The organism is Rhodanobacter sp. Soil772 (genome assembly GCF_001428385.1).
Taxonomy (GTDB): domain Bacteria; phylum Pseudomonadota; class Gammaproteobacteria; order Xanthomonadales; family Rhodanobacteraceae; genus Rhodanobacter.
The window spans coordinates 869662-888579 of the sequence record NZ_LMSK01000002.1 but is presented as its reverse complement, the minus strand read 5'-3'; the positions used below and the strand labels follow the sequence as shown (position 1 = coordinate 888579).

The window sequence follows — 18918 nt, the reverse complement described above, 5'->3', positions numbered from 1 at the left end:
ACCAAGTCGAAACATTGTCCATGATGGTGCAATGAGCGAGCAGGCGTGGCGGACGTGGGCGGAGCAGATGGCGACCGGGCTGGCCCTGGTCGACGCGGACTTGCGCCTGCGCTGGCTGAACCCCGCCCTGGTCGAATGCCTGGAGCTGGGTTTCCGCAGCGTGGCGGGGCAGCCGCTGGGGTTGCTGCTGGACGATGCGGACGAGGGTATGGCGCGGGCCGCGAAGGTGCTGGCGGAGCAGCGGCCGGCGCACTGGCGTGCCGTGGCGCTGGCCGCGGCCGATGGCCGCGAGATCGGCGCGGACATCGCGCTGCAGCCGTTCGGCGATGGTCTGCTGCTGGAAGTGCACGTGCTGGCCGAACCGTCGTCGACCGGCTCGCCGCTGTCGGCCACCCTGCGCGGCTTCGCGCACGAGGTGAAGAACCCGCTGGCCGGCCTGCGCGGTGCCGCGCAACTGCTGCAGCGCCGGGTCGACAACGCGGACCTGCAGGCGCTGGCCGGGATGATCATCGACGAGGCCGACCGGCTCGGTGCGCTGGCGAACCGCCTGCTGCATCACGACGGCGCGCCGCAGCTCGGCCCGGTCAGCATTCATCGCCTGCTGGAACGGTTGTGCGACCTGCTGCTGGCCGAACCCGCGCCGCCGCAGCTACATCACGACTACGACCCCAGCGTGCCGGACCTGCACGGCGACGCGGACCGGCTGCAGCAGGTGCTGCTGAACCTGGCGCGCAACGCGCTGGAAGCCGGCGCGCACACGCTCACCTTGCGTACGCGGGTCGAGCACGGCGCGCGCGTCGGCGAGCGGATGCTGCGCATGGCGCTGCGGGTGGACGTGATCGACGACGGCGCCGGCGTGCCCGTGGCGCTGCGCGACACGCTGTTCCAGCCGCTGGTTTCCGGCCGCGCCGACGGCAGCGGCCTCGGCCTGGCGCTGTCGCGCGAGATCGCGCACGAGCATGGCGGCGAGTTGCGCTACACCAGCCGCCCCGGCCACACGGTGTTCTCGCTGTACCTGCCACTGGAGCGCGCGCATGACTGAAGAAATCTGGATCGTCGACGACGACCGCGGCGTGCGCTTCGTGCTGGCCGAGGCGCTGCGCGACGCCGGGCTCGCGGTGCGCGAGTTCGATGCGGTGGCGGGCGTGCGCGCGGCATTGCGCGAAGCGCGCCCCGCGTTACTGCTCACCGACGTGCGCATGCCAGGCGAGGACGGGCTGGGCCTGCTTGGCGAGCTGCAGGCGCAGGGCATCGGCCCGGTGATCGTGATGAGCGCGTACACCGACGTGGCCACCGCGGCGGCGGCGTATCGTTTTGGTGCGGTCGACTACCTGGCCAAGCCGTTCGACCTCGACCAGGCGGTGGCGGCGGTGCAGCGTGCGCTGGCCAGTGTGGCTGCGCCGACGCTGGCTGCCGGCCACGCGCTTGCGCCGAACCATGCGTTGCTCGGCGAGAGCGCGCCGATGCGCGAGGTGTTCCGGCTGATCGGTCGCGTCGCTGCCAGCGACCTCAACGTGCTGATCACCGGCGAGACCGGCACCGGCAAGGAGCTGGTGGCGCGCGCGTTGCACGAGGAAAGCGCGCGTCGCGACCGGCCCTTTGTGGCGCTGAACACCGCGGCGATTCCCAGCGAGCTGCTGGAGAGCGAACTGTTCGGCCACGAGGCCGGCGCGTTCACCGGCGCGACCCGCCGCGTCGCCGGCCGCTTCGAGCAGGCCGAGGGCGGCACGTTGTTCCTCGACGAGATCGGCGACATGCCGCTGGCGCTGCAGACGCGTCTGCTGCGCGTGTTGGCCGGCGGCGAGTTCTACCGCGTGGGCGGGCGCGAGCTGATCCGCTGCAACGTGCGCATCGTCGCCGCCACTCACCAGGATCTGGCCACGCGCGTCGCCGCTGGCCTGTTCCGCGCCGACCTGATGCACCGGCTCGACGTGGTACGCATCGAGCTGCCGCCGCTGCGCACCCGCCGCAGCGACATCCCGTTGCTGGCCCGGTACTTCCTCGCCGCCACCGCGCAGGAGCTGAAACTGCCGCCGAAGCGTTTCTCCAAGGCGGCGCTGAAACTGGTCGCCCAGCGCGACTACCCCGGCAACGTGCGCGAGCTGGAAAACCTGTGCCGGCGACTGGCGGTGATTGCGCCGGGCAGCGAGATCCTGCCGGGCGATCTCGGCAACAACGCCGACACGGCACGCGGTGGCGAATGGACCGACGCGTTGCGCGAATGGGCGGTGCAGGCGCTGGCCGACGGCGAGGCGGACATCCACGCGCGCGCCCGCGAGGCGCTCGACCAGACCCTGCTCAACGTGGCGCTGCAGGCGAACGACGGCCATCGCCAGAACGCCGCGCAGGCGCTGGGCGTGGGTCGCAACACGCTGACCCGCAAGCTCGGCGCCTCACGCACGCGAAAGAGCTGAGTACGCCTCACACCTCCACCGTTCACCCTGAGCGTAGGCCGCAGGCCGAAGTCGAAGGGCCCCCGCAACCATAAAGCCACATGGCGCCGGCCCTTCGACTTCGCCGCTTCGCGGCTACGCTCAGGGCGAACGGCGGGAACGTTTGCGCGTCGTGGCGGAAGCCGCGGGCCGTGCCCGCTCTACGGCCGGCGCTTGCCGAGCAAGATGCACAGCCGGTGTGTCCCGCCGTCGTCGGCCAGTGGTATGGCGTCGTCGGCTGCCAGCGTTTGGCCGTCCATGTCGATTCGCACCACGCCGGTACAGACACGATCCGGATTCTGCACGTCGATGTCGTAGCGGGTGACGTGCTGCTTGCCGTGATGCCGATAGGTGATTCCAAAGCCGGGCCAGTCCTTCGGCGTGCATGGGTCGATGCGCAGGTGGTCGCCCTGCTTGTGGAAGCCGAGCATGGCTTCCAGTCCGGCGCGGTATAGCCAAGCAGCGGAGCCGGTGTACCAGGTCCAGCCGCCGCGGCCGAGGTGCGGCGCGACGGAGTAGACGTCGGCGCAGGCAACATAGGGTTCGACCTTGTAACGCTCCACCGCGGCGGGGCTATCGCCGTGGCGGATCGGGTTGAGCAGGTCGAACAGGCCGCCGGCACGGTCGCCGTCGCCGAGGCCGGCCCAGGCGAAGATCGACCAGACCGCACCGTGCGTGTACTGGCCGCCGTTCTCGCGCACGCCGGGCGGGTAACCCTTGATGTAGCCGGGGTTCTCCCGGCTGTGGTCGAACGGCGGGGTGAACAGGCGGTGGATCCGGTTCGGGTGGTCGACCAGCAGGCGGTCGACCGCGGCCATGGCCTGCGTGGCGTGTTCGCGGTCGCTGCTGCCGGCCAGCACGCTCCAGGATTGCGCGATGGTGTCGATGCGGCACTCGTCGTTTTCGTGCGAGCCGAGCGGCGCGCCGTCATCGTAGTAGCCGCGGCGATACCACTGGCCGTCCCACGCGTGTTCCAGCGCGGCATGCAGAGCGTCGGCATGGTCGCGCCAGCGCTGCGCGCGCGCCTTCTCGCCGCGTCGTTCGGCGTACGGCGCCAGCGCGGCGATCGTGGCGAGCAGGAACCAGCCGAGCCAACTGCTCTCGCCGCGACCTTTGGCACCGACCGCGTTCATGCCGTCGTTCCAGTCGCCGGTGCCGATCAGCGGCAGGCCGTGCACGCCGCGGCCGAGGCTGCTGTCGATCGCGAGCGCACAGTGCTCGTACACGCTGGCTTGCCGGTCGGAGGCCGCGGGCTGGAAGAACGCGTCAGTGGCACCGTCGGGAATCGGCTGGCCGGCGAGGAACGGCGGCACCTCGTCGAGCACCGCCGCGTCGCCGCTCACCTCGACGTAGTGCGCGACGACATACGCCAGCCACAGGCGGTCGTCGCTGACCTTCGTGCGGATGCCCTGGCCGCCCGGCGGCAGCCACCAGTGCTGCACGTCGCCCTCGACGAACTGGCGGCCGGCCGCACGCAGCAGGTGTTCGCGGGCGAGATCGGGGCGGCTCACGCACAGCGCCATCACGTCCTGCAACTGGTCGCGGAAACCGTAGGCACCGCTGGCCTGGTAGTAGGCGGTGCGCGCCCACAGCCGGCAGCTGGTGACCTGGTACAGCAGCCAGTCGTTGAGCAGGATGTCCAGCGCACGATCGGGCGTACGCACCTGCACGGCATCGAGCAGACCGTTCCACTGCGCGGCGACGTCGGCGAGCACGCCATCGATATCGGCCGCGCGATATTTCTCGACCAGCGCCTGGGCGGTGCTGTCGTCGACGGCCTCGCCGAGCAGGAAGCGCAGGTCGAGTTGCGTGCCCGGCGGCAATTCGATGCGCACCTGCAGTGCGCCGCAAGGCTCCAGCCCGGCGCCGAGGCGGCCGGACAGCGGCGTGCCGTCGCGCAGCACCAGCGGCTGCGCGACCGTGCCGAGCGGCCCCAGGAATTCATGGCGGTCGCCGGTCATCGAGTGCGCGGGCCCGGCCAGGTCAATGAACGCCATGCGGTCGCCGAAGTCGGGCCGCCAGCGGTTGCGCGCGAACAATGCGCCGGTGCGTTCGTCGCGTGACGTGATCACGAACGGCGCCGGCGTGCTGCCGTTCGCGCCCAGCGCCCATTCGACGTAGTGGGTTACCGACAGCCGCCGCGTGCGCGGCGAGCGATTGCACAGGCGCAATCGCGACAGCTTGAGCGGGTCGTCCGTCGGCACGCACTGCAGCAGCTCCAGTTCGATGCCGTGCGCGTCGTTCTCGAAGCGCGTCCAGCCCTTGCCGTGGGTGGTCGCGTAGCGCGCGCCGGCCACGCGGATCGGCAGCGCGCACGCGCTCCACAGCACGCCGGTGTCCTCGTCGCGCAGGTACAGCACGTCGTGCGGGCTGTCGCTGACCGGGTCGTTCGGCCACGGCGTCAGCGGATTCTGCTGGCTGTTGAGCGACCACGCATAACCGCCGCCTTCGGCCGACAGCATGCAGCCGAACGCGGGGTTCGCCATCACGTTCACCCACGGTGCCGGTGTGGGATGCGCTTCGTCGAGTTCGATCCGGTAGGCGCGGCCGCCGTCGACGAAGCCGCCGTGGCCGTTGGCAAATTCCGGCGCATCGGCGTTGGCGGTGACGGCCGCTGCCATGACGGTCGCGCGGATCGGCGCGGGCGCGGCGAGGGCGGGTGGCGATCCGGCCGCGGCCTGTGCGGGCTGCGCCTCGTCCAGCACCACGCGTGCCACCGTCAGCAGGCCGTTGCGCAAATCCTCGCCGATCGCGTCGTCGCGCAACGCGAACAGTTCGGCCTTGGGCAGCTGATCGTCGGCTTTCAGACGCGCCTGCTGCGCACGCACCAGCGGATCGAGCGCGGCCTGTCGCGCGTCGCCAGCGGCATGCAGCAGCACCACGTCGACGCCAAGTTGCCGGCGGCGCCACTGCTGTTGTGCCTGCAGCACCTCGTTCACGCGCGACAGGTCGTCGGCCTCGCCGAGGCGCAGCAGGATGATCGGCCGGTCGCCGGAGATGCCGGCGGACCACAGCACCGGCGCGCCGCCGCGGCCGCGCGCCAGCGCGTCAGGCGCCGCGCGCTGGCGCGGATCGTTGCACAGCAGCGCGCTCATCCAGCGGGCGAATCGCGCCGCCTGCGCGACGCCGATGCCGCGCTGTGCGCACTCGGCTTCGGCATGTTGCGCCGCGCCGTCGAACAGCCGTGCGGCGGCGGCCGGATCGCCGAGTTGCGTGGCGAGGGCCATGGCGCCGTCGCGCGAATCGGCCAGTCGCGTCCACAGCAGCAAGGTCACGCTGCTGTCCGGCGCCAGCGTGAAGCGGCGGCGCAGGCTGAACACCGGGTCGAGCACGCAGCCGACGGTGTTCGACAACGCGACGCCCGGCTGCATCGCCTGCGCATGGCGCAGCGTGCGCAGGCGGCCGAGGAAGCGTGCGCGGTCGGTTTCGCATTCGCCGGCATCGCCGTCATCCTCCCCGGCGATCTGCAGCGCTTGCGCGGCCCACACTTCGGCTTCGCTGTTGTCGCGTCGCCGCCGCGTGGCCAGCAGGATGCCGCGCGTGGCGTCCCATTCGGTCTGCACGAACATCTTGGAGAACGCCGGGTGCGCGTTGTCGGCACCGATCGGGCCGAGCACCAGCTCGGCGTACGAGGTCAGCGACAGCGTGCGCGTGCGATCGCCGTGATTGCTCAGGGTGAGCCGGCGCAGCTCGACGTCGGCCTCGGCTGCCACCGCGACTTCCAGCACGCTGTGCACGCTGTGGTGGCGCCGGCTGAAACCGGCGCGTCCCGCGTCGAACGTGACCGCGTCGTCCGGCGTGCGGTTGCCGTACGGCTGCTGACTGGCCGACCATGTTTCGCCGCTATCCTCGTCGCGCAGCAGCAGGTAGCTGCCCCAGCCGTCGCCGACAGGATCCTCGCGCCAGCGCGTCACCGCCAGGCCGCGCCAGCGGCTGAAGCCGGAGCCGTTCGCGCCCAGCATCACGCTGTAGCGACCGTTGGACAGCAGGCAGCGCTGCTCCACATCGATGCTGCGGGAGGAAGGCGATGACATGGCGACTCCTGTCGACGGCGACGAAAACCCCAGCATGCGCCGAGCGAAGCATAGGCGGCGTCAACCCGCGCTTCACCATGCCGCGGAGTAGGATGCATGCGGCATCCATCGGGCAGTGTCCGGTGCCGACGGCACGGCGTCTTCCGTGCCCGGGCTGCCCTCACCGCGACAGGCCACGATCAGATCCATGCGTTCCCATCCGCCCAGTCATCCGCTCGAATCCGGCACACTACTGCAGCACCTGCAGGACAAGGCGTTCGCCTACTTCCAGTATGAGACGAACCCGCAGAACGGCCTGATCTCCGACAAGACCGCGCCGGACTGGCCGGCCAGCATCGCCGCGACCGGACTGGCGCTGAGCTGCTACCCGGTGGCGGTCGAGCGCGGCCTGATGAGCCGCCACACGGCGATCAAGCGCACGCTCGCCGCGCTGCGCTTCTTCCGCGACAGCCCGCAGGGCACCGAACCCGACGCCACCGGTTATCGCGGCTTCTATTACCACTTCCTCGACATGCAGACCGGCCGGCGCGCGTGGCAGTGCGAGCTGTCCACCGTGGACAGCGCCTTCCTGTTCGCCGGCATGCTGACCGCCGCCGCGTACTTCGACGACGACACCGCCGAGCAGAAGGAGATTCGCGACACGGCAAACTTCCTCTACCAGCGCGCCGACTGGCCGTGGGCGCAGGCCGCCGATGGCACCATCGGCCACGGCTGGCATCCGGAAAGCGGCTTCATCCCGCATCGCTGGCAGGGCTACGACGAAGGCCTGCTGCTGTACGTGCTGGCGCTCGGCTCGCCCACCCATGCGCTGCCGCCCGCGGCCTATGCGGCTTGGTCGTCCACCTACGAGTGGAAGCGCTGCTACGACATCGACTACCTGTACTGCGGCCCGCTGTTCACCCACCAGCTGTCGCAGATGTGGATCGATTTTCGTGGCATTCGCGACGCGTTCATGCGCGGCAAGGGCATCGACTATTTCGAGAACAGCCGCCGCGCCACCCTGGTCCAGCAGCGCTACGCCAGCGACAACCCGCTCGGCTTCAAGGGCTACAGCGATCACTGCTGGGGCATCACCGCCAGCGATGGTCCCGGCCCGGCGACACGAAAGATCGACGGCATCGAGCGCCGGTTCGAGGACTACGTCGGCCGCGGCGCGCCGTACGGCATCGACGACGGCACGCTGGCGCCGTGGGCGGTGGTGGCGTCGCTGCCGTTTGCGCCGGAAATCGTGCTGCCGACGGTGCACCACTTCATCCACACGCTGCAGCTGCACGACGCGCACCCCTACGGCTTCAAGGCCAGCTTCAACCAGACCTGGGCCGACCAGCCCGGCCAAGCGCCGGACGGCTGGGTGTCGCCATACTTCTTCGGCCTCAACCTCGGCCCGATCGTGCTGATGGTGGAAAACCATCGCAGCGGCCTGCCGTGGCAGCTGATGCGCGGCTGCCGCTGGATCGTCGACGGCCTGCGCCGCGCCGGTTTCGACGGCGGCTGGCTGGATGCCGGCAAGCGGCACGCATGAACACGACAACCTTTCCCGTTACGGAGTGAACACGATGGAACTTGGCATGGTGGGTCTCGGGCGCATGGGCGCCAACATGGCGGAGCGCCTGGTGAAAGGCGGCCACAAGGTCAGCGGTTTCGACCCGAACGCGGACGCGCGCAAGGCGGCCGCAGCGAATGGCATCGCTCCGGCGGCCTCGCTGGAAGCCCTGGTCAAGGCCTTGCCGACGCCGCGCGCGGTCTGGCTGATGGTGCCCGCCGGCAAGATCACCGACGACACCGTCAACACCTTGCTGCCGTTGCTGGCGAAGGGCGACACCGTGATCGACGGCGGCAACTCCAACTACAAGGACACGCTGCGCCGCGCCCAGCTGTATGCCGAACATGGTCTGGGCTACGTCGACTGCGGCACCAGCGGTGGCGTGTGGGGGCTGCAGGAGGGCTACAGCATGATGATCGGCGGCGACGCGAAAACCGTCGAGGCACTGCGGCCGATCTTCGAGACGCTGGCGCCGGCGAAGGACCAGGGCTGGGGCCGGGTCGGCCCGGCCGGTTCCGGCCATTACACCAAGATGGTCCACAACGGCATCGAGTACGGGATGATGCAGGCCTATGCCGAGGGCTTCTCGATCCTCAAGCACAAGGAGGAGTTCGGCCTCGATCTGCACCAGGTCGGCGAGATCTGGCGCACCGGCAGCGTAGTGCGCTCGTGGCTGCTCGACCTCGCCACCGACGCGCTCGGCAAGAACCCGAACATGGACGGCATCGCGCCCTACGTCGTCGATTCCGGCGAAGGCCGCTGGACCGTCGACGCCGCCCTGGAACTCAACGTCTCCGCCCCGGTGATCACGCTGTCGCTGATGGAACGCTTCCGCTCGCGCGACGATGATTCCTTCGCCGACAAGCTGCTGTCGTCGCTGCGCAACGAGTTTGGGGGGCATGCGATCAAGAAGGAGTAATCGGTGCTGCGCGCGGATGTCTCGATGCTCTTGTAGGAGCCCGCTTGCGGGCGATGCTTCTGTCGCGTTGTTGCGGCTTCAGAGCGAAGAGCTTTCGTCCTCCTTCGGAGGCCGAGTTACTTCTCTTTTGCTTGTCCAAAAGAGAAGTAACCAAGAGAAAACGACACCCCGCTTGGCGCTTGCCGGGCATCGTGCCCGGCAAGTCCGTGAGTCGGGGCCGGGCTTTTCGACCGGACTCCTGTCCGGGCGAAAAGGCATCGGCATCCCTGCCGCTGCCCGCTGCGCGGCCTGTCGACCCCGACTCACCGCCGCACAAGGGACCCTGGGTAGAGCAGCGGGCCATCCCGGCCCGCACTCGGTGTGCAACCGCTACGCGGTTGCAGGAGCGGAAGAGCCGAGATGCCAAACGCCCCATTCGGAGTGTGGTTTCGCGCTGCCACGACGGTCTGCTATCGGCGGCGGAAGCTGGCAGTCATAGAGACCAACATTTCAATCGAAAAGCTCAGCGCAAAGCATCGCCCTACGGACTCCGTTGAGAAGTTGTATTCCCGGGTGTCGAAAGAATATAGAACAGATACTTTGAACGACATTGGCTTGCGGCTCTAGAAGGCAGGCTTCATGCTGCGGGCACCTCAACAGCCATGATTCCCGCCCGATGCGCAGAATCTTCTCGTTTGCCATCCTTCTGCTATGTGCCTTCGGTTCTCACGCAGGCGAAGTGACACAGGCGAGACTTGCCTCCGGTAGTCGCGACTTGGGGCTGCTCCTGAGCGCTGCCCGAACGACTTGCGGTTACTCGGATGAGCAGCTCTTGGGAGTCAACCAATTGGCTGGCAAGATCATTAGTGGAGACCAGGAGCGCCAGAAGGCATTCGACGAAGGTGCAAAAGAAGGGCTTTCTGACTATCAAAAAGCCGTCCGGCTGGGGCGCCTAAATCTTCAAAAAGCCAGTGTCTGTCCTGGCGTCATGGAAGGAATGAAACGCCTAAACCAGCTCAATCACTCCATCTAGCTAGCTCTGCCTAGGTTCTACACAGCTAACGCGGGGAGTTCTATGACGGACGATGACGGCGACCGGCAGCTATGGGTCGACATGCGGCGCCGAGTTGTGCTCCGGGGCGCTACAACAACGCCCCTTGCGGCGCCGCATAACTCAACCTTCCATCCACGATCCGCGCCGGTGACGTATACGGATGCACCGTGCTGTGCGTCGCGTCGATGATGTGGATCACCTCGATCCCGTGCAGCTTCAGCACGTCGGAAATGATCGAACGATGGCAGCGCCACCACACCGCTTCGGCGCACATCAGCGCGGTGCGCTTGCTGGCGGCCAGCTTCAACAGCTCGGCGAGGCCTTCGGCGAATTCTGCGGTGGCGGTGTAGTCCGCGTAGCCCTGGAACGAGGCGTTGTGCCACGCGGTATTCGGCGAGTCCGGTTGCACCTTGCGGCGGCCGCCGAGCTTGGGGATCCATTGGTAGGCGACGCGATGCGCGGGTAGCGTGGCGGCCAGCGCGTCGCTGGCGAAATGCGGATAGCGGCGCGAGCCGGGAAAGCGGCGAACGTCCGCGATCGCCTCGATCCGGTGGTTGGACAGCAGGCCGAGGAATGCCTCCAGCGTGCGAGTGGAGTGGCCGATCGTCCAGATCGTGGCGGGGTTGGCGGGCATCTCAGTCGATCTTGTGCAGCGCCGCGCCCTTGTGCATGGCGACGTGGTCGGTCTTGTCACTCTGGATCTCGTATTGCGGATCGGCCTCGCTGCAACGACGCATGTGGCCTTTGTAGTCGGTGTCGCGCGTGTGCACCTTGATGATCCGGCCGGTCACGTAACCGGCTTCCGAATTCCAGCGCACGTGGTCGCCGATTTTGAAGGGATGGTTTGTCATGGCAGCTCCCGGCAATGGCGGCATGTTACTTCCCGCCGCGTGACCGTGCAGTTGACGGCGCGGCACCTCGCCACTCACCCCAGCCGCAGCAGCTTGCGCACCGCCGGCAGATTGCGCCGGCTGATTTCCGGGTTGAGTTCGCTGCCGTCGAGGCGGGCGAGGACGCGGCCGTCGGCGAGGGTCTTGAGGCCGAGCAGGCGCGGCGGCGGAACGAGGCAGTTGCGGTGCAGGCGGATCAGCTGGTCGGGGTAGGCTTCTTCCAGCTGGCGCAGCGAATCCTCGATCAGCAGTTCGCCGCGGCGGTGTTGCACGACGACGTATTTCTCGTCGGCGAGCAGGCAGATCACTTCGTCCAGCGCGATGCGCACCTGTTCGCCGCGCAGGCGGCCGTGCAGGTACGCGGCCGGTTCGCGCGGGGCGTCGGCGAGGCGACGCTGCGCGCGCTGCAGCGCATCGCGCAGGCGGTCGAGCCGTACCGGTTTCAGTAGGTAATCGGCCGCGCCGAGTTCGAACGCCGTCAGCGCATGCGCTTCGTAGGCGGTGCAGAAGATCACCTGCGGCCGCGCGCGGCCAGCCAGGCGCTGCGCCAGCGCCACGCCGTCGATGCCGGGCATGTTGATGTCGAGCAGCAAGGCGTCCGGTTGCAGTTCGCCTAGCGCGGCGAGCGCGGCTTCGCCGTCGCCGACGTTGCCGACGACCTCTACGTCGGCGCATTCGCCCAGCAGCGCGGCCATGCGCGCGCGCGCCAGCGGCTCGTCGTCGACGATCAGCACGCGCATCAGGCGGATCCTCCCGGCAGTTGCAGCAGCACCACGAAGCGGTCGCCCTGCGGGCCGGCCTGCACCTTCGCCAGCGGACCGTAGCGATAGGCGACGCGTCGGCGCACGCTGTCCAGGCCATGCCCGTTGCCGGCGGCGGGCGGGGTGGCCGGCAGCGGGTTGACGATTTCGATGCGCACGCCGCGGCCGTCGCGCTGGCCGCGCAGGATCACCTCGCCGCCTTCGCGTAGCGGCTGGACGCCATGGCGCACTGCGTTCTCCACCAGCGGCTGCAGCAGCAGGCGCGGCAACGGAAAGTCGGCGGGCAGGTCGTGCAGTTCGCGGCGCACGCGCAGGCGCGCGCCCAGGCGCAACTGCTCGATCCCCAGGTAGCGCTCGACCAGCGCCAGCTCCTCGCCCAGCGTGCCGTCGTCGGTGTCGTGCTGGCCCAGTGCGGCGCGGAACAGTTCGGAGAGGTCCTCCACCGTGCGTTCCGCGGCGTCGGGATCGACCCGGATCAGCGCCGCCACGGTGTTCATGCTGTTGAACAGGAAGTGCGGACGGATGCGTGCCTGCAGCGCCTCGACCTGGGCGCGGGCGACCGCCGCCAGCCGTGCCTGCCACTGCGCCAGCACGTAGAAATAGCGCAGCATCGCGGCGCCGAGCAGGGCCGCGATCAGCACATTGTCACGCACGAACACGGGCAGGCTGCTGCGCACCAGATGCATCTGCAGCGCGCCATCGAACCAGTGCGCCACGATGCTGGCGACCAGCACGAGCAGCAGGATCAGCAGCCACACGCCGACATACGGCAGGTGCCCCGGCAGACGTTGCAGCCACGGCCGCAGCGTGCACAGCGTCACCGCCACCACCATGCCCAGCAAGGTCACGAACAGCATGCCGACGCTGTAGGCGGACCAGTCGCGGGGGTCGTCGCGTGCCAGCCACATCAGGGTCACCGTCAGCGCGCCCACCACGAGCAGCGCGAACAGCGCAGGCAGCCGGCAGAAGTCCGGCAGCGGGCTGTGTTCGATGCGGCCGCGCGGGCTGCGGCGGGGCGTGGGTTCGCGCATGCGGGCAAGTATGCCGCAGCGCGGTCGCGCTTACGCCAGTCGTCGGCCCAGCCAGTGACGCAGGTCGCCGATCTCCTCGGCGCAGACCGCGTGGGCCATCGGGTAGGTGTGCCAGTCCACCGCGTGACCCAACGCCTGCAGCGCATCGCGTGAGTCGGTACCACGCTGCAGCACGACCACCGGATCGGCGCTGCCGTGGCCCCAGAAGATCGGCGTGGCCGCGTTCGCCGCGCTGCGCTCGGCGGCGAGCGTGGCGGCGATGGGCAGGTAGGTCGACAGCGCGATGATGCCGGCCAGTTTTTCCGCATGGCGCAGGCCCGCGGACAGCGCGATCGCGCCGCCCTGCGAGAAGCCGGCGAGGAAGATCCGCTCGCTCGGCACGCCGCGTTCGTGCTCGCGCGCGATCAGCGTCTGCACTTCGCCGATCGAGGCGCGGATGCCGGCTTCGTCCTGGCGCGCGTGCGCGTCGAAACCGATGATGTCGTACCACGCGCGCATCGACATGCCGTTGTTGATCGTCACCGGCCGCACCGGCGCATGCGGAAACACGAAACGCAGCGCCGGCCACGCCGGGTCCACCAGCTCCGGCACGATCGGCGCGAAGTCGTTGCCGTCGGCGCCGAGGCCGTGCAACCAGAGGATGCTGTAACGCGGATCGGCGGCGGTTTCGTGTTCGACGGTGGGCAGGGGCATGCGGTGCTCGGCGGGGTCAGGGGGCGCTGATGATAGTGGCGACGGCATGCGGCTGCAGCGGGCTGTCCAGCGCAACCTCCTGCTCCGATGGCAGCGGGATGCCGAGTTGATCAGCCTCGGCGTTCGCCACCGCATCTTTCTTGCGTGCGGCTTCGCGCAGGATTTTGACTTGTTCCGGAGTGAGTATCTGATCGCGCAAAGTGAAGTTCACCGGTATGCGCACTTGCGTCGCAACAGGCTGACCGTCGACCTGTTCCGGGATGAAATGCCAGGTCCTGGCGATCTTCAATGCGGCATCCTTGAATGACGCCGACACCGGCCATTCCACGAACTGGCTGTTCACCGTCATGTTGGCCAGGCGGCCGTCCGGTTGCACCGTAGCATGGATAAAAACGAATGCAGCCTGGCGTCTGCGCACTGCATCCCGTGGATATGGCGGCTGCCTGCCGGCCCTGTCGAACTTGGGGCCGTTGCCCGCGAAGCTGATGCGCAAGCTGTATTGGCCGCTCGCGTTCGGCAACGCCTGCAGCTTGATGCTGATGAACGTGTGTGCGGGCACCGGTTGACCATTGCGTGTGGCCGATATGAATTGCCATTGCTTCACCGCAGAAGTCAGCAGCGCGGCGATCGATGCTGGTACGTCCTGCTCGACCTGGGTAGCGGTGATGTGCCCGGTGGCATCGACGTCGGCGCCGATCCTGTAAGTCTGTTCGCGCTGTTCGGCGGCCCGTGCCGTCAAGGAACAGGTCAGTAGAAGCATCGCCGCACACAGCATGACCTTTTTCATCGTGATTCCTCCCCCGGTTAGCGTCGGCGCCCCGCATCGCGCGAGCGGCCATCATGCCGCAGTGACAGCGTGCGGGGTAGTCGGCACGCCGCTGCTGCGTTCACGGTGTCACGTCCAGCCCGTACAACATCCCCGAATACGGCAGCATCGCGGACCCGGCGCAGTTCAAGGCCACCCTGGCCTACTCGCCGCTGCAGCACGTGCAGGCGAACACCGCCTAGCCGGCGGTGCTGACCATCACCGGCGAAAACAATCCGCGGTAGTTGCCGGGGTGCTGCACGATCTGCGTGCCCATCAGCAGGCCGCTCAACTGCCGCCCGTGAGTCTGTCGTCGAAGCCGCTGACATCTGACTTTCGGCAGGGGTGGCCGCGGATCGCCGGCGGGCTCGGTTATGCTGGCTTTTTGCCTGGGGAAGAATCCATGCGTCGATTGCTGCTTGCCGCCCTCGTAGCCTTCACCGTCGCGCCGGCCGCGGCGGCCGCCGCATCGGCCTCGACGCCGCTCGACCTGGAAACCGTGATGGCCAATCCCGACTGGATCGGGCAGGCGGTGGAGCAGCCGTACTGGAGCGTCGACGGTCGCCACTTGTACTACTCGCTGAAGCGCGACGGCAGCCCGCTACGCGACCTGTACCGGGTCGATCCGGCCAACGCGCAAGGCGCGAAGCTGGACCCGGCCGCGCTGGCGCAGGCCGACGGCCCGGCGGTGTTCGACCGCGCACACCAGCACGCCGCCTTCATCCTGCACGGCGACGTGTTCGTGGTGGAGCTGGCTGGTGGCCGGCGCACCCAGGTCACCAGTACGCCGCAGGAAGAATCCGCGCCGCGTTTTTCCGCCGATGGCCGCGCACTGCAGTTCCGCGACGGCAACGACTGGTACAGCCATGACCTGGCCGGCGGTGTCACCACGCGTGCGGCGGTGCTGAAGTTCGCCGACGATCCGCAGGCGAAGCAGCCCGACGCGCTGGGCGAGCGGCAGCTGGAACTGTTCAAGACGCTGCGCCAGATCAAGGCCGACAAGCAGGCCCGGCGCGACGAGGACAAGGCGCTGGCCGCCGCCGATCCGGGCCGCGCGCCGCTACCGTTCTTCCTCGGCGACAAGATCACCCTGGTCGACAGCGAGCTGTCGCCAGACGGCCGCTGGTTGCTGCTGGTCACCGCGCCGAAAGGCTACGAAGCGGGCAAGGCGCCCGAAGTCACCCACTACGTCACCGACACCGGTTACGCCGAACAGCAGGAGGCCCGCGTGTACGTGGGTCGCAAGGACCCGGCGCCGCAGTCGCTGCTGCTGCTCGACCTGGCTGCGCACCAGTCGTATCCGCTGGCCGCCGACACGCTGCCCGGCATCAAGGACGATCCGCTGAAGGACTTGCGCGAGCGCGCCGTCGCCGCGCTGCAGAAGGCCGGCAAGGCCGACCGGGCCAAGGCGCTGAAGGCACCCGAACAACGCGCGGTACGCATCATCGGCAGCGAAGACGACGGCGGTGGTGGCGGCATCGTGTGGAGCGACGACGGCCGCAACCTTGCCATCCAACTGCGCGCGATCGACAACAAGGATCGCTGGATCGCCAGCGTGGATTTCGCCAAGCACGCCCTGGTCAACCAGCAGCGCCTCACCGACGGCGCCTGGATCAACTGGAACTTCAACGATTTCGGCTGGCTCAAGGACGGCCGCACGCTGTGGTACCTGAGCGAACAGACCGACTACTCGCAGCTCTACGTCAAGCCGCTCGACGGCAAGGCGAAGGCGCTGACCGCCGGCCAGTTCGAGGTGAGCCACCCGCAGCTCAGCGAGGACGGCCAGTGGTTCTACCTGCGCACGAACCAGGTCGCGCCGTACAGCTATGACGTCTACCGCGTGCCGTCCGCCGGCGGCGCACTGAGCCGCGTGACGAACTACCAGGGCATGGACGAGTTCGCGTTGTCGCCCGACGGCACGCAACTCGCCGTGCTGCATTCCTCGCCGTACGTGCTGCCGCAGCTGGCGGTGCAGAGTGCCGCCGGCGGCACGCCGCGCGAACTGACCGCCACGATGAAACCGGCGTTCACCGCGCGCGACTGGATTGCGCCGCAGATCGTCGCGGTGCCGTCCTCGCACGGCGCCGGCTCGATCTGGGCGAAGTACTACGGCCCGGCGAACGAGCAGGCCGGATCGAAGCCGGCGGTGATCTTCGTGCACGGCGCGGGCTACCTGCAGAACGTCACGCTGTCGTGGTCGAACTACTTCCGCGAGCAGCTGTTCCACAACCTGCTGGTGCAGCAGGGTTACGTGGTGCTGGACATGGACTACCGCGCCTCGGAAGGCTACGGCCGCGCGTGGCGTACCGCGATCTACCGCCAGATGGGCCACCCGGAACTGGAAGACCTGCTCGACGGCAAGGCGTGGCTGGTGAAAAACCACAACGTCGACCCGCAGCGCGTGGGCATCTACGGCGGCAGCTACGGCGGCTTCATGACCGAGATGGCGCTGCTGCGCGCGCCCGGCGAGTTCGCCGCCGGCGCCGCGCTGCGCCCGGTCAGCGACTGGACGCTGTACAACCACGAGTACACCTCGAACATCCTCAACGACCCGCAACTCGACCCCGAGGCGTACCAGGTCAGTTCGCCGATTGAGTACGCGGAAAAACTGCAGGACCCGCTGCTGATCGAGCACGGCCTGATCGACGACAACGTGCTCGCCGAGGACTCGATCCGCCTGTACCAGCGCTTCATCGAGCTGCACAAGAAGAACTTCTGGATGTCGCTGTACCCGCTGGAACGCCACGGCTTCGTGCACGCCGATTCCTGGTACGACGAATACCGCCGCATCGACGAGTTGTTCGAGACGTACGTGAAGCCGGTGAAGGGCGCCCCGGCCGGACACTGATTCCTGCGTGACGCGCGACGGGCCGGCGGCATTCCGATGCCGGCGGCCTTGTCGCATGATGGCCGTGCGGCGCGGACGCCACGTTGGTCGGCACGTTCTCGGCCTGCAGAGCTGCTACTTTGCCGACGTCGGTTGCCCCGCGTCCGGCGCCGTCATGGCCACTAGCCACGACGGTCCATCGTGTCGCCGCCGTTTCGCCGTTCGTTCGGGCATCGGATCATCCGCGATGTCGCTGAAGAGGAGGGTGCCATCATGCGAGGCAAATACGCGCGGGTGTCGGGTGTGGTCTTCGGCGTAGTCGCGGTCGTTCAGGCGTTGCGGCTCTTCAACCAGTGGCCGGTGCAGGTGGGGCCGTTCGCCATGCCGGTGTGGTTTTCATGGGTGGCCCTGCTGATCGCGGGCGGTCTCTGCATCTGGGCGTTCCGGTCGGGGCGCCGCTAGCATGACAAGGCATGCGGGTGCGGCGGTGAAGGTGTCGGTCTTTGTCGGCACCAGTCTCGACGGCTTCATCGCGCGGGTCGACGGGGCCCTCGACTTCCTTCCCCCGGGTGGCGGCGAGCCGCATGGCTACGAGGAGTTCATGGCCACGGTGGATGCGCTGGTCATCGGCCGCAAGACCTACGAGACCGTGCTGGCTTTCGATGCGTGGCCTTACGGCACCAAGCTTGTCTGCGTGCTCAGTACCCGTCCGCTCGCGCCGGCTCCCGCCGGGGCGGTGGTCGAGCCCATGTCGGGACCTCCGGCGGAGATCGTGGCGCGGCTGGCCGGGCGCGGCATCCGGCATGTCTACGTGGACGGCGGCATCACCATCCAGGGCTTTCTGCGGGCCGGGCTTGTCCAGCGCCTCGTCATCACGCGCGTGCCGGTGCTTGTCGGCAGCGGGATCCCGCTGTTTGGCGCCATCCCGCACGACATCGCACTCCGGCATGTCGCGACGCGGACGTACGCCAGCGGCCTCGTGCAAAGTGAGTACGAGGTCCAGCCTGGTCCCGGCGGCTGAGCTCGCGTACGGTCAGGCGGGCGCGGCGGCCGCTGAGATGTTGTTCCGGGTTTGTGCCGATGCAGCGGGCCGGTCGAATCCGGTTTTCGATTTCCGGGGAGAAAAACATGCGCAAGTTGCTGTGGCTGTTCGCGGTGTGCTGCCTGTTGCTGGCCGGTTGCGCCAAGCCGTTGCCGCCGGAGAAGGTGGCGTATGCCGGGCAGTGGCGATCGCCGACGATGTCGCTGCTGATCACCGAGAGCGGCAACGTGAACTACAAGCGGGTGGACGGCGGCATGAGCAAGTCCGTCAACGGTCCGCTGCAGGCGTTCGAGGGCGACAATTTCGTGGTGGGTGTCGGCCCGGTCAAGACCACCTTCGTGGTGTCCATGCCGCCTCACGAGGATGGCGGCGCGTGGAAGATGACGGTCGACGGGGTGGAGCTGACCAGGGTGCCGCCGGGCGAGTGAACCGGCAAAAAAACGGCCGCAACGGGATCGCTTCGATCCAGCGCTGCGACCGGGGGACCGGCAGCATGCAAGGCCGTGGTAGGACGACCTTGCAACCTCGAGGGGAGAGAGTTGCTGCCGGGTTACTTGGCGACCAGGGTGCCGGTCATGCCAGGGTGGAACTTGCAGAAAAACGCGAACGAACCGGCCTTGGCCGTGGTGCGCACGGTGGCGCCCGGTTTCAGGTCGATGTCGAAGCTGCCGTCGCGGGCGGTGGCGCTGTGTTCGAAGATGTCGTGATTGACCCACTCGATGATGTCACCGGCGCGTACGCCGGTGGGCATCGGACCAAACACCATCTTGTCGAGCACGATCACGTGCACGGTCTGTGCTTGCGTGGTCGCCGACGCTGTGGCCGGGGTGGCCGCGAATGCCGAGGCAAGGCCCAGGCTCAGGGTCAGCAGGCTGACGGCCATAATCGTGCTGCGGAACATGGTGCGC

Annotated in this window: 17 protein-coding genes; 9 read left to right on the top strand and 8 right to left on the bottom strand. The window is 68.3% G+C overall.

Annotation, left to right across the window (positions count from 1 at the left end; all coding sequences use genetic code 11):
• The first annotated feature begins 31 nt into the window (after positions 1-31).
• Entirely contained in the window at positions 32-1042 is a 1011-nt protein-coding gene (locus ASG75_RS10415; protein WP_056388618.1) for an ATP-binding protein, read from the top strand.
• A complete protein-coding gene (ntrC, locus tag ASG75_RS10410; protein WP_056388617.1) occupies positions 1035-2414 on the top strand; it encodes a nitrogen regulation protein NR(I) in 1380 nt (459 codons plus the stop codon). The genes ASG75_RS10415 and ntrC overlap by 8 nt, the downstream gene beginning before the upstream one ends.
• A 179-nt stretch (positions 2415-2593) precedes the next feature.
• Here the strand turns inward: ntrC and ASG75_RS10405 are convergent, their stop codons facing one another.
• Positions 2594-6466, bottom strand: coding sequence for a glycosyl transferase family 36 (locus tag ASG75_RS10405; protein ID WP_056388614.1), 3873 nt, complete (start codon positions 6464-6466; stop codon positions 2594-2596).
• 187 nt (positions 6467-6653) lie between these two features.
• Between ASG75_RS10405 and ASG75_RS10400 the strand changes: the two genes are divergently transcribed.
• The 3 genes from ASG75_RS10400 (at position 6654) to ASG75_RS16275 (ending at position 9940) form a co-directional block, all read left to right on the top strand.
• Entirely contained in the window at positions 6654-7988 is a 1335-nt protein-coding gene (locus ASG75_RS10400; RefSeq protein WP_056388613.1) for a glucoamylase family protein, read from the top strand.
• Positions 7989-8022: 34 nt separating this feature from the next.
• Positions 8023-8928: a phosphogluconate dehydrogenase (NAD(+)-dependent, decarboxylating) gene (gnd, locus tag ASG75_RS10395; RefSeq protein WP_056389303.1), complete on the top strand. Its 906-nt coding sequence runs from the start codon at positions 8023-8025 to the stop codon at positions 8926-8928.
• A gap of 655 nt (positions 8929-9583) precedes the next feature.
• Positions 9584-9940, top strand: a complete 357-nt coding sequence (locus tag ASG75_RS16275) for a hypothetical protein (protein ID WP_157616931.1) — start codon at positions 9584-9586, stop codon at positions 9938-9940.
• A 109-nt stretch (positions 9941-10049) separates the two neighbouring features.
• On the opposite strand, the gene ASG75_RS10390 is transcribed toward ASG75_RS16275, so the two are convergent.
• From ASG75_RS10390 to ASG75_RS10365, 6 genes are all read right to left on the bottom strand, one after another.
• The gene (locus ASG75_RS10390; protein WP_056388611.1) at positions 10050-10595 is read right to left on the bottom strand and encodes a DUF488 domain-containing protein; all 546 of its coding nucleotides are present in this window, start codon (positions 10593-10595) and stop codon (positions 10050-10052) included.
• Between the two features lies 1 nt (position 10596).
• Positions 10597-10812 carry a DUF2945 domain-containing protein gene (locus ASG75_RS10385; RefSeq protein ID WP_056388610.1) on the bottom strand — a complete coding sequence of 72 codons (216 nt, stop codon included), beginning with the start codon at positions 10810-10812 and terminating at the stop codon, positions 10597-10599.
• Between the two features lie 74 nt (positions 10813-10886).
• The gene (locus ASG75_RS10380) at positions 10887-11591 is read right to left on the bottom strand and encodes a LytTR family DNA-binding domain-containing protein (RefSeq protein ID WP_056388608.1); all 705 of its coding nucleotides are present in this window, start codon (positions 11589-11591) and stop codon (positions 10887-10889) included.
• Positions 11591-12643, bottom strand: a complete 1053-nt coding sequence (locus ASG75_RS10375) for a histidine kinase (RefSeq protein ID WP_056388606.1) — start codon at positions 12641-12643, stop codon at positions 11591-11593. The genes ASG75_RS10380 and ASG75_RS10375 overlap by 1 nt, the downstream gene beginning before the upstream one ends.
• A gap of 30 nt (positions 12644-12673) precedes the next feature.
• Positions 12674-13336 carry a dienelactone hydrolase family protein gene (locus ASG75_RS10370; RefSeq protein WP_056388604.1) on the bottom strand — a complete coding sequence of 221 codons (663 nt, stop codon included), beginning with the start codon at positions 13334-13336 and terminating at the stop codon, positions 12674-12676.
• A 16-nt stretch (positions 13337-13352) separates the two neighbouring features.
• The gene (locus tag ASG75_RS10365; RefSeq protein ID WP_056388600.1) at positions 13353-14123 is read right to left on the bottom strand and encodes an energy transducer TonB; all 771 of its coding nucleotides are present in this window, start codon (positions 14121-14123) and stop codon (positions 13353-13355) included.
• A 421-nt stretch (positions 14124-14544) separates the two neighbouring features.
• Between ASG75_RS10365 and ASG75_RS10360 the strand changes: the two genes are divergently transcribed.
• The 4 genes from ASG75_RS10360 to ASG75_RS10345 all read left to right on the top strand — a co-directional run bounded on the left by ASG75_RS10360 (position 14545) and on the right by ASG75_RS10345 (position 18438).
• Positions 14545-16989 carry a prolyl oligopeptidase family serine peptidase gene (locus ASG75_RS10360; protein ID WP_056388597.1) on the top strand — a complete coding sequence of 815 codons (2445 nt, stop codon included), beginning with the start codon at positions 14545-14547 and terminating at the stop codon, positions 16987-16989.
• Between the two features lie 180 nt (positions 16990-17169).
• Positions 17170-17430 carry a hypothetical protein gene (locus ASG75_RS10355; RefSeq protein ID WP_200935660.1) on the top strand — a complete coding sequence of 87 codons (261 nt, stop codon included), beginning with the start codon at positions 17170-17172 and terminating at the stop codon, positions 17428-17430.
• 1 nt (position 17431) lies between these two features.
• Positions 17432-17989: a dihydrofolate reductase family protein gene (locus ASG75_RS10350; protein WP_082547552.1), complete on the top strand. Its 558-nt coding sequence runs from the start codon at positions 17432-17434 to the stop codon at positions 17987-17989.
• A 107-nt stretch (positions 17990-18096) separates the two neighbouring features.
• Complete coding sequence (locus ASG75_RS10345; protein WP_056388594.1) at positions 18097-18438, top strand: hypothetical protein; 342 nt, start codon at positions 18097-18099, stop codon at positions 18436-18438.
• A 122-nt stretch (positions 18439-18560) separates the two neighbouring features.
• On the opposite strand, the gene ASG75_RS10340 is transcribed toward ASG75_RS10345, so the two are convergent.
• Positions 18561-18911: a cupredoxin domain-containing protein gene (locus ASG75_RS10340; RefSeq protein ID WP_056388593.1), complete on the bottom strand. Its 351-nt coding sequence runs from the start codon at positions 18909-18911 to the stop codon at positions 18561-18563.
• Positions 18912-18918: the final 7 nt, after the last annotated feature.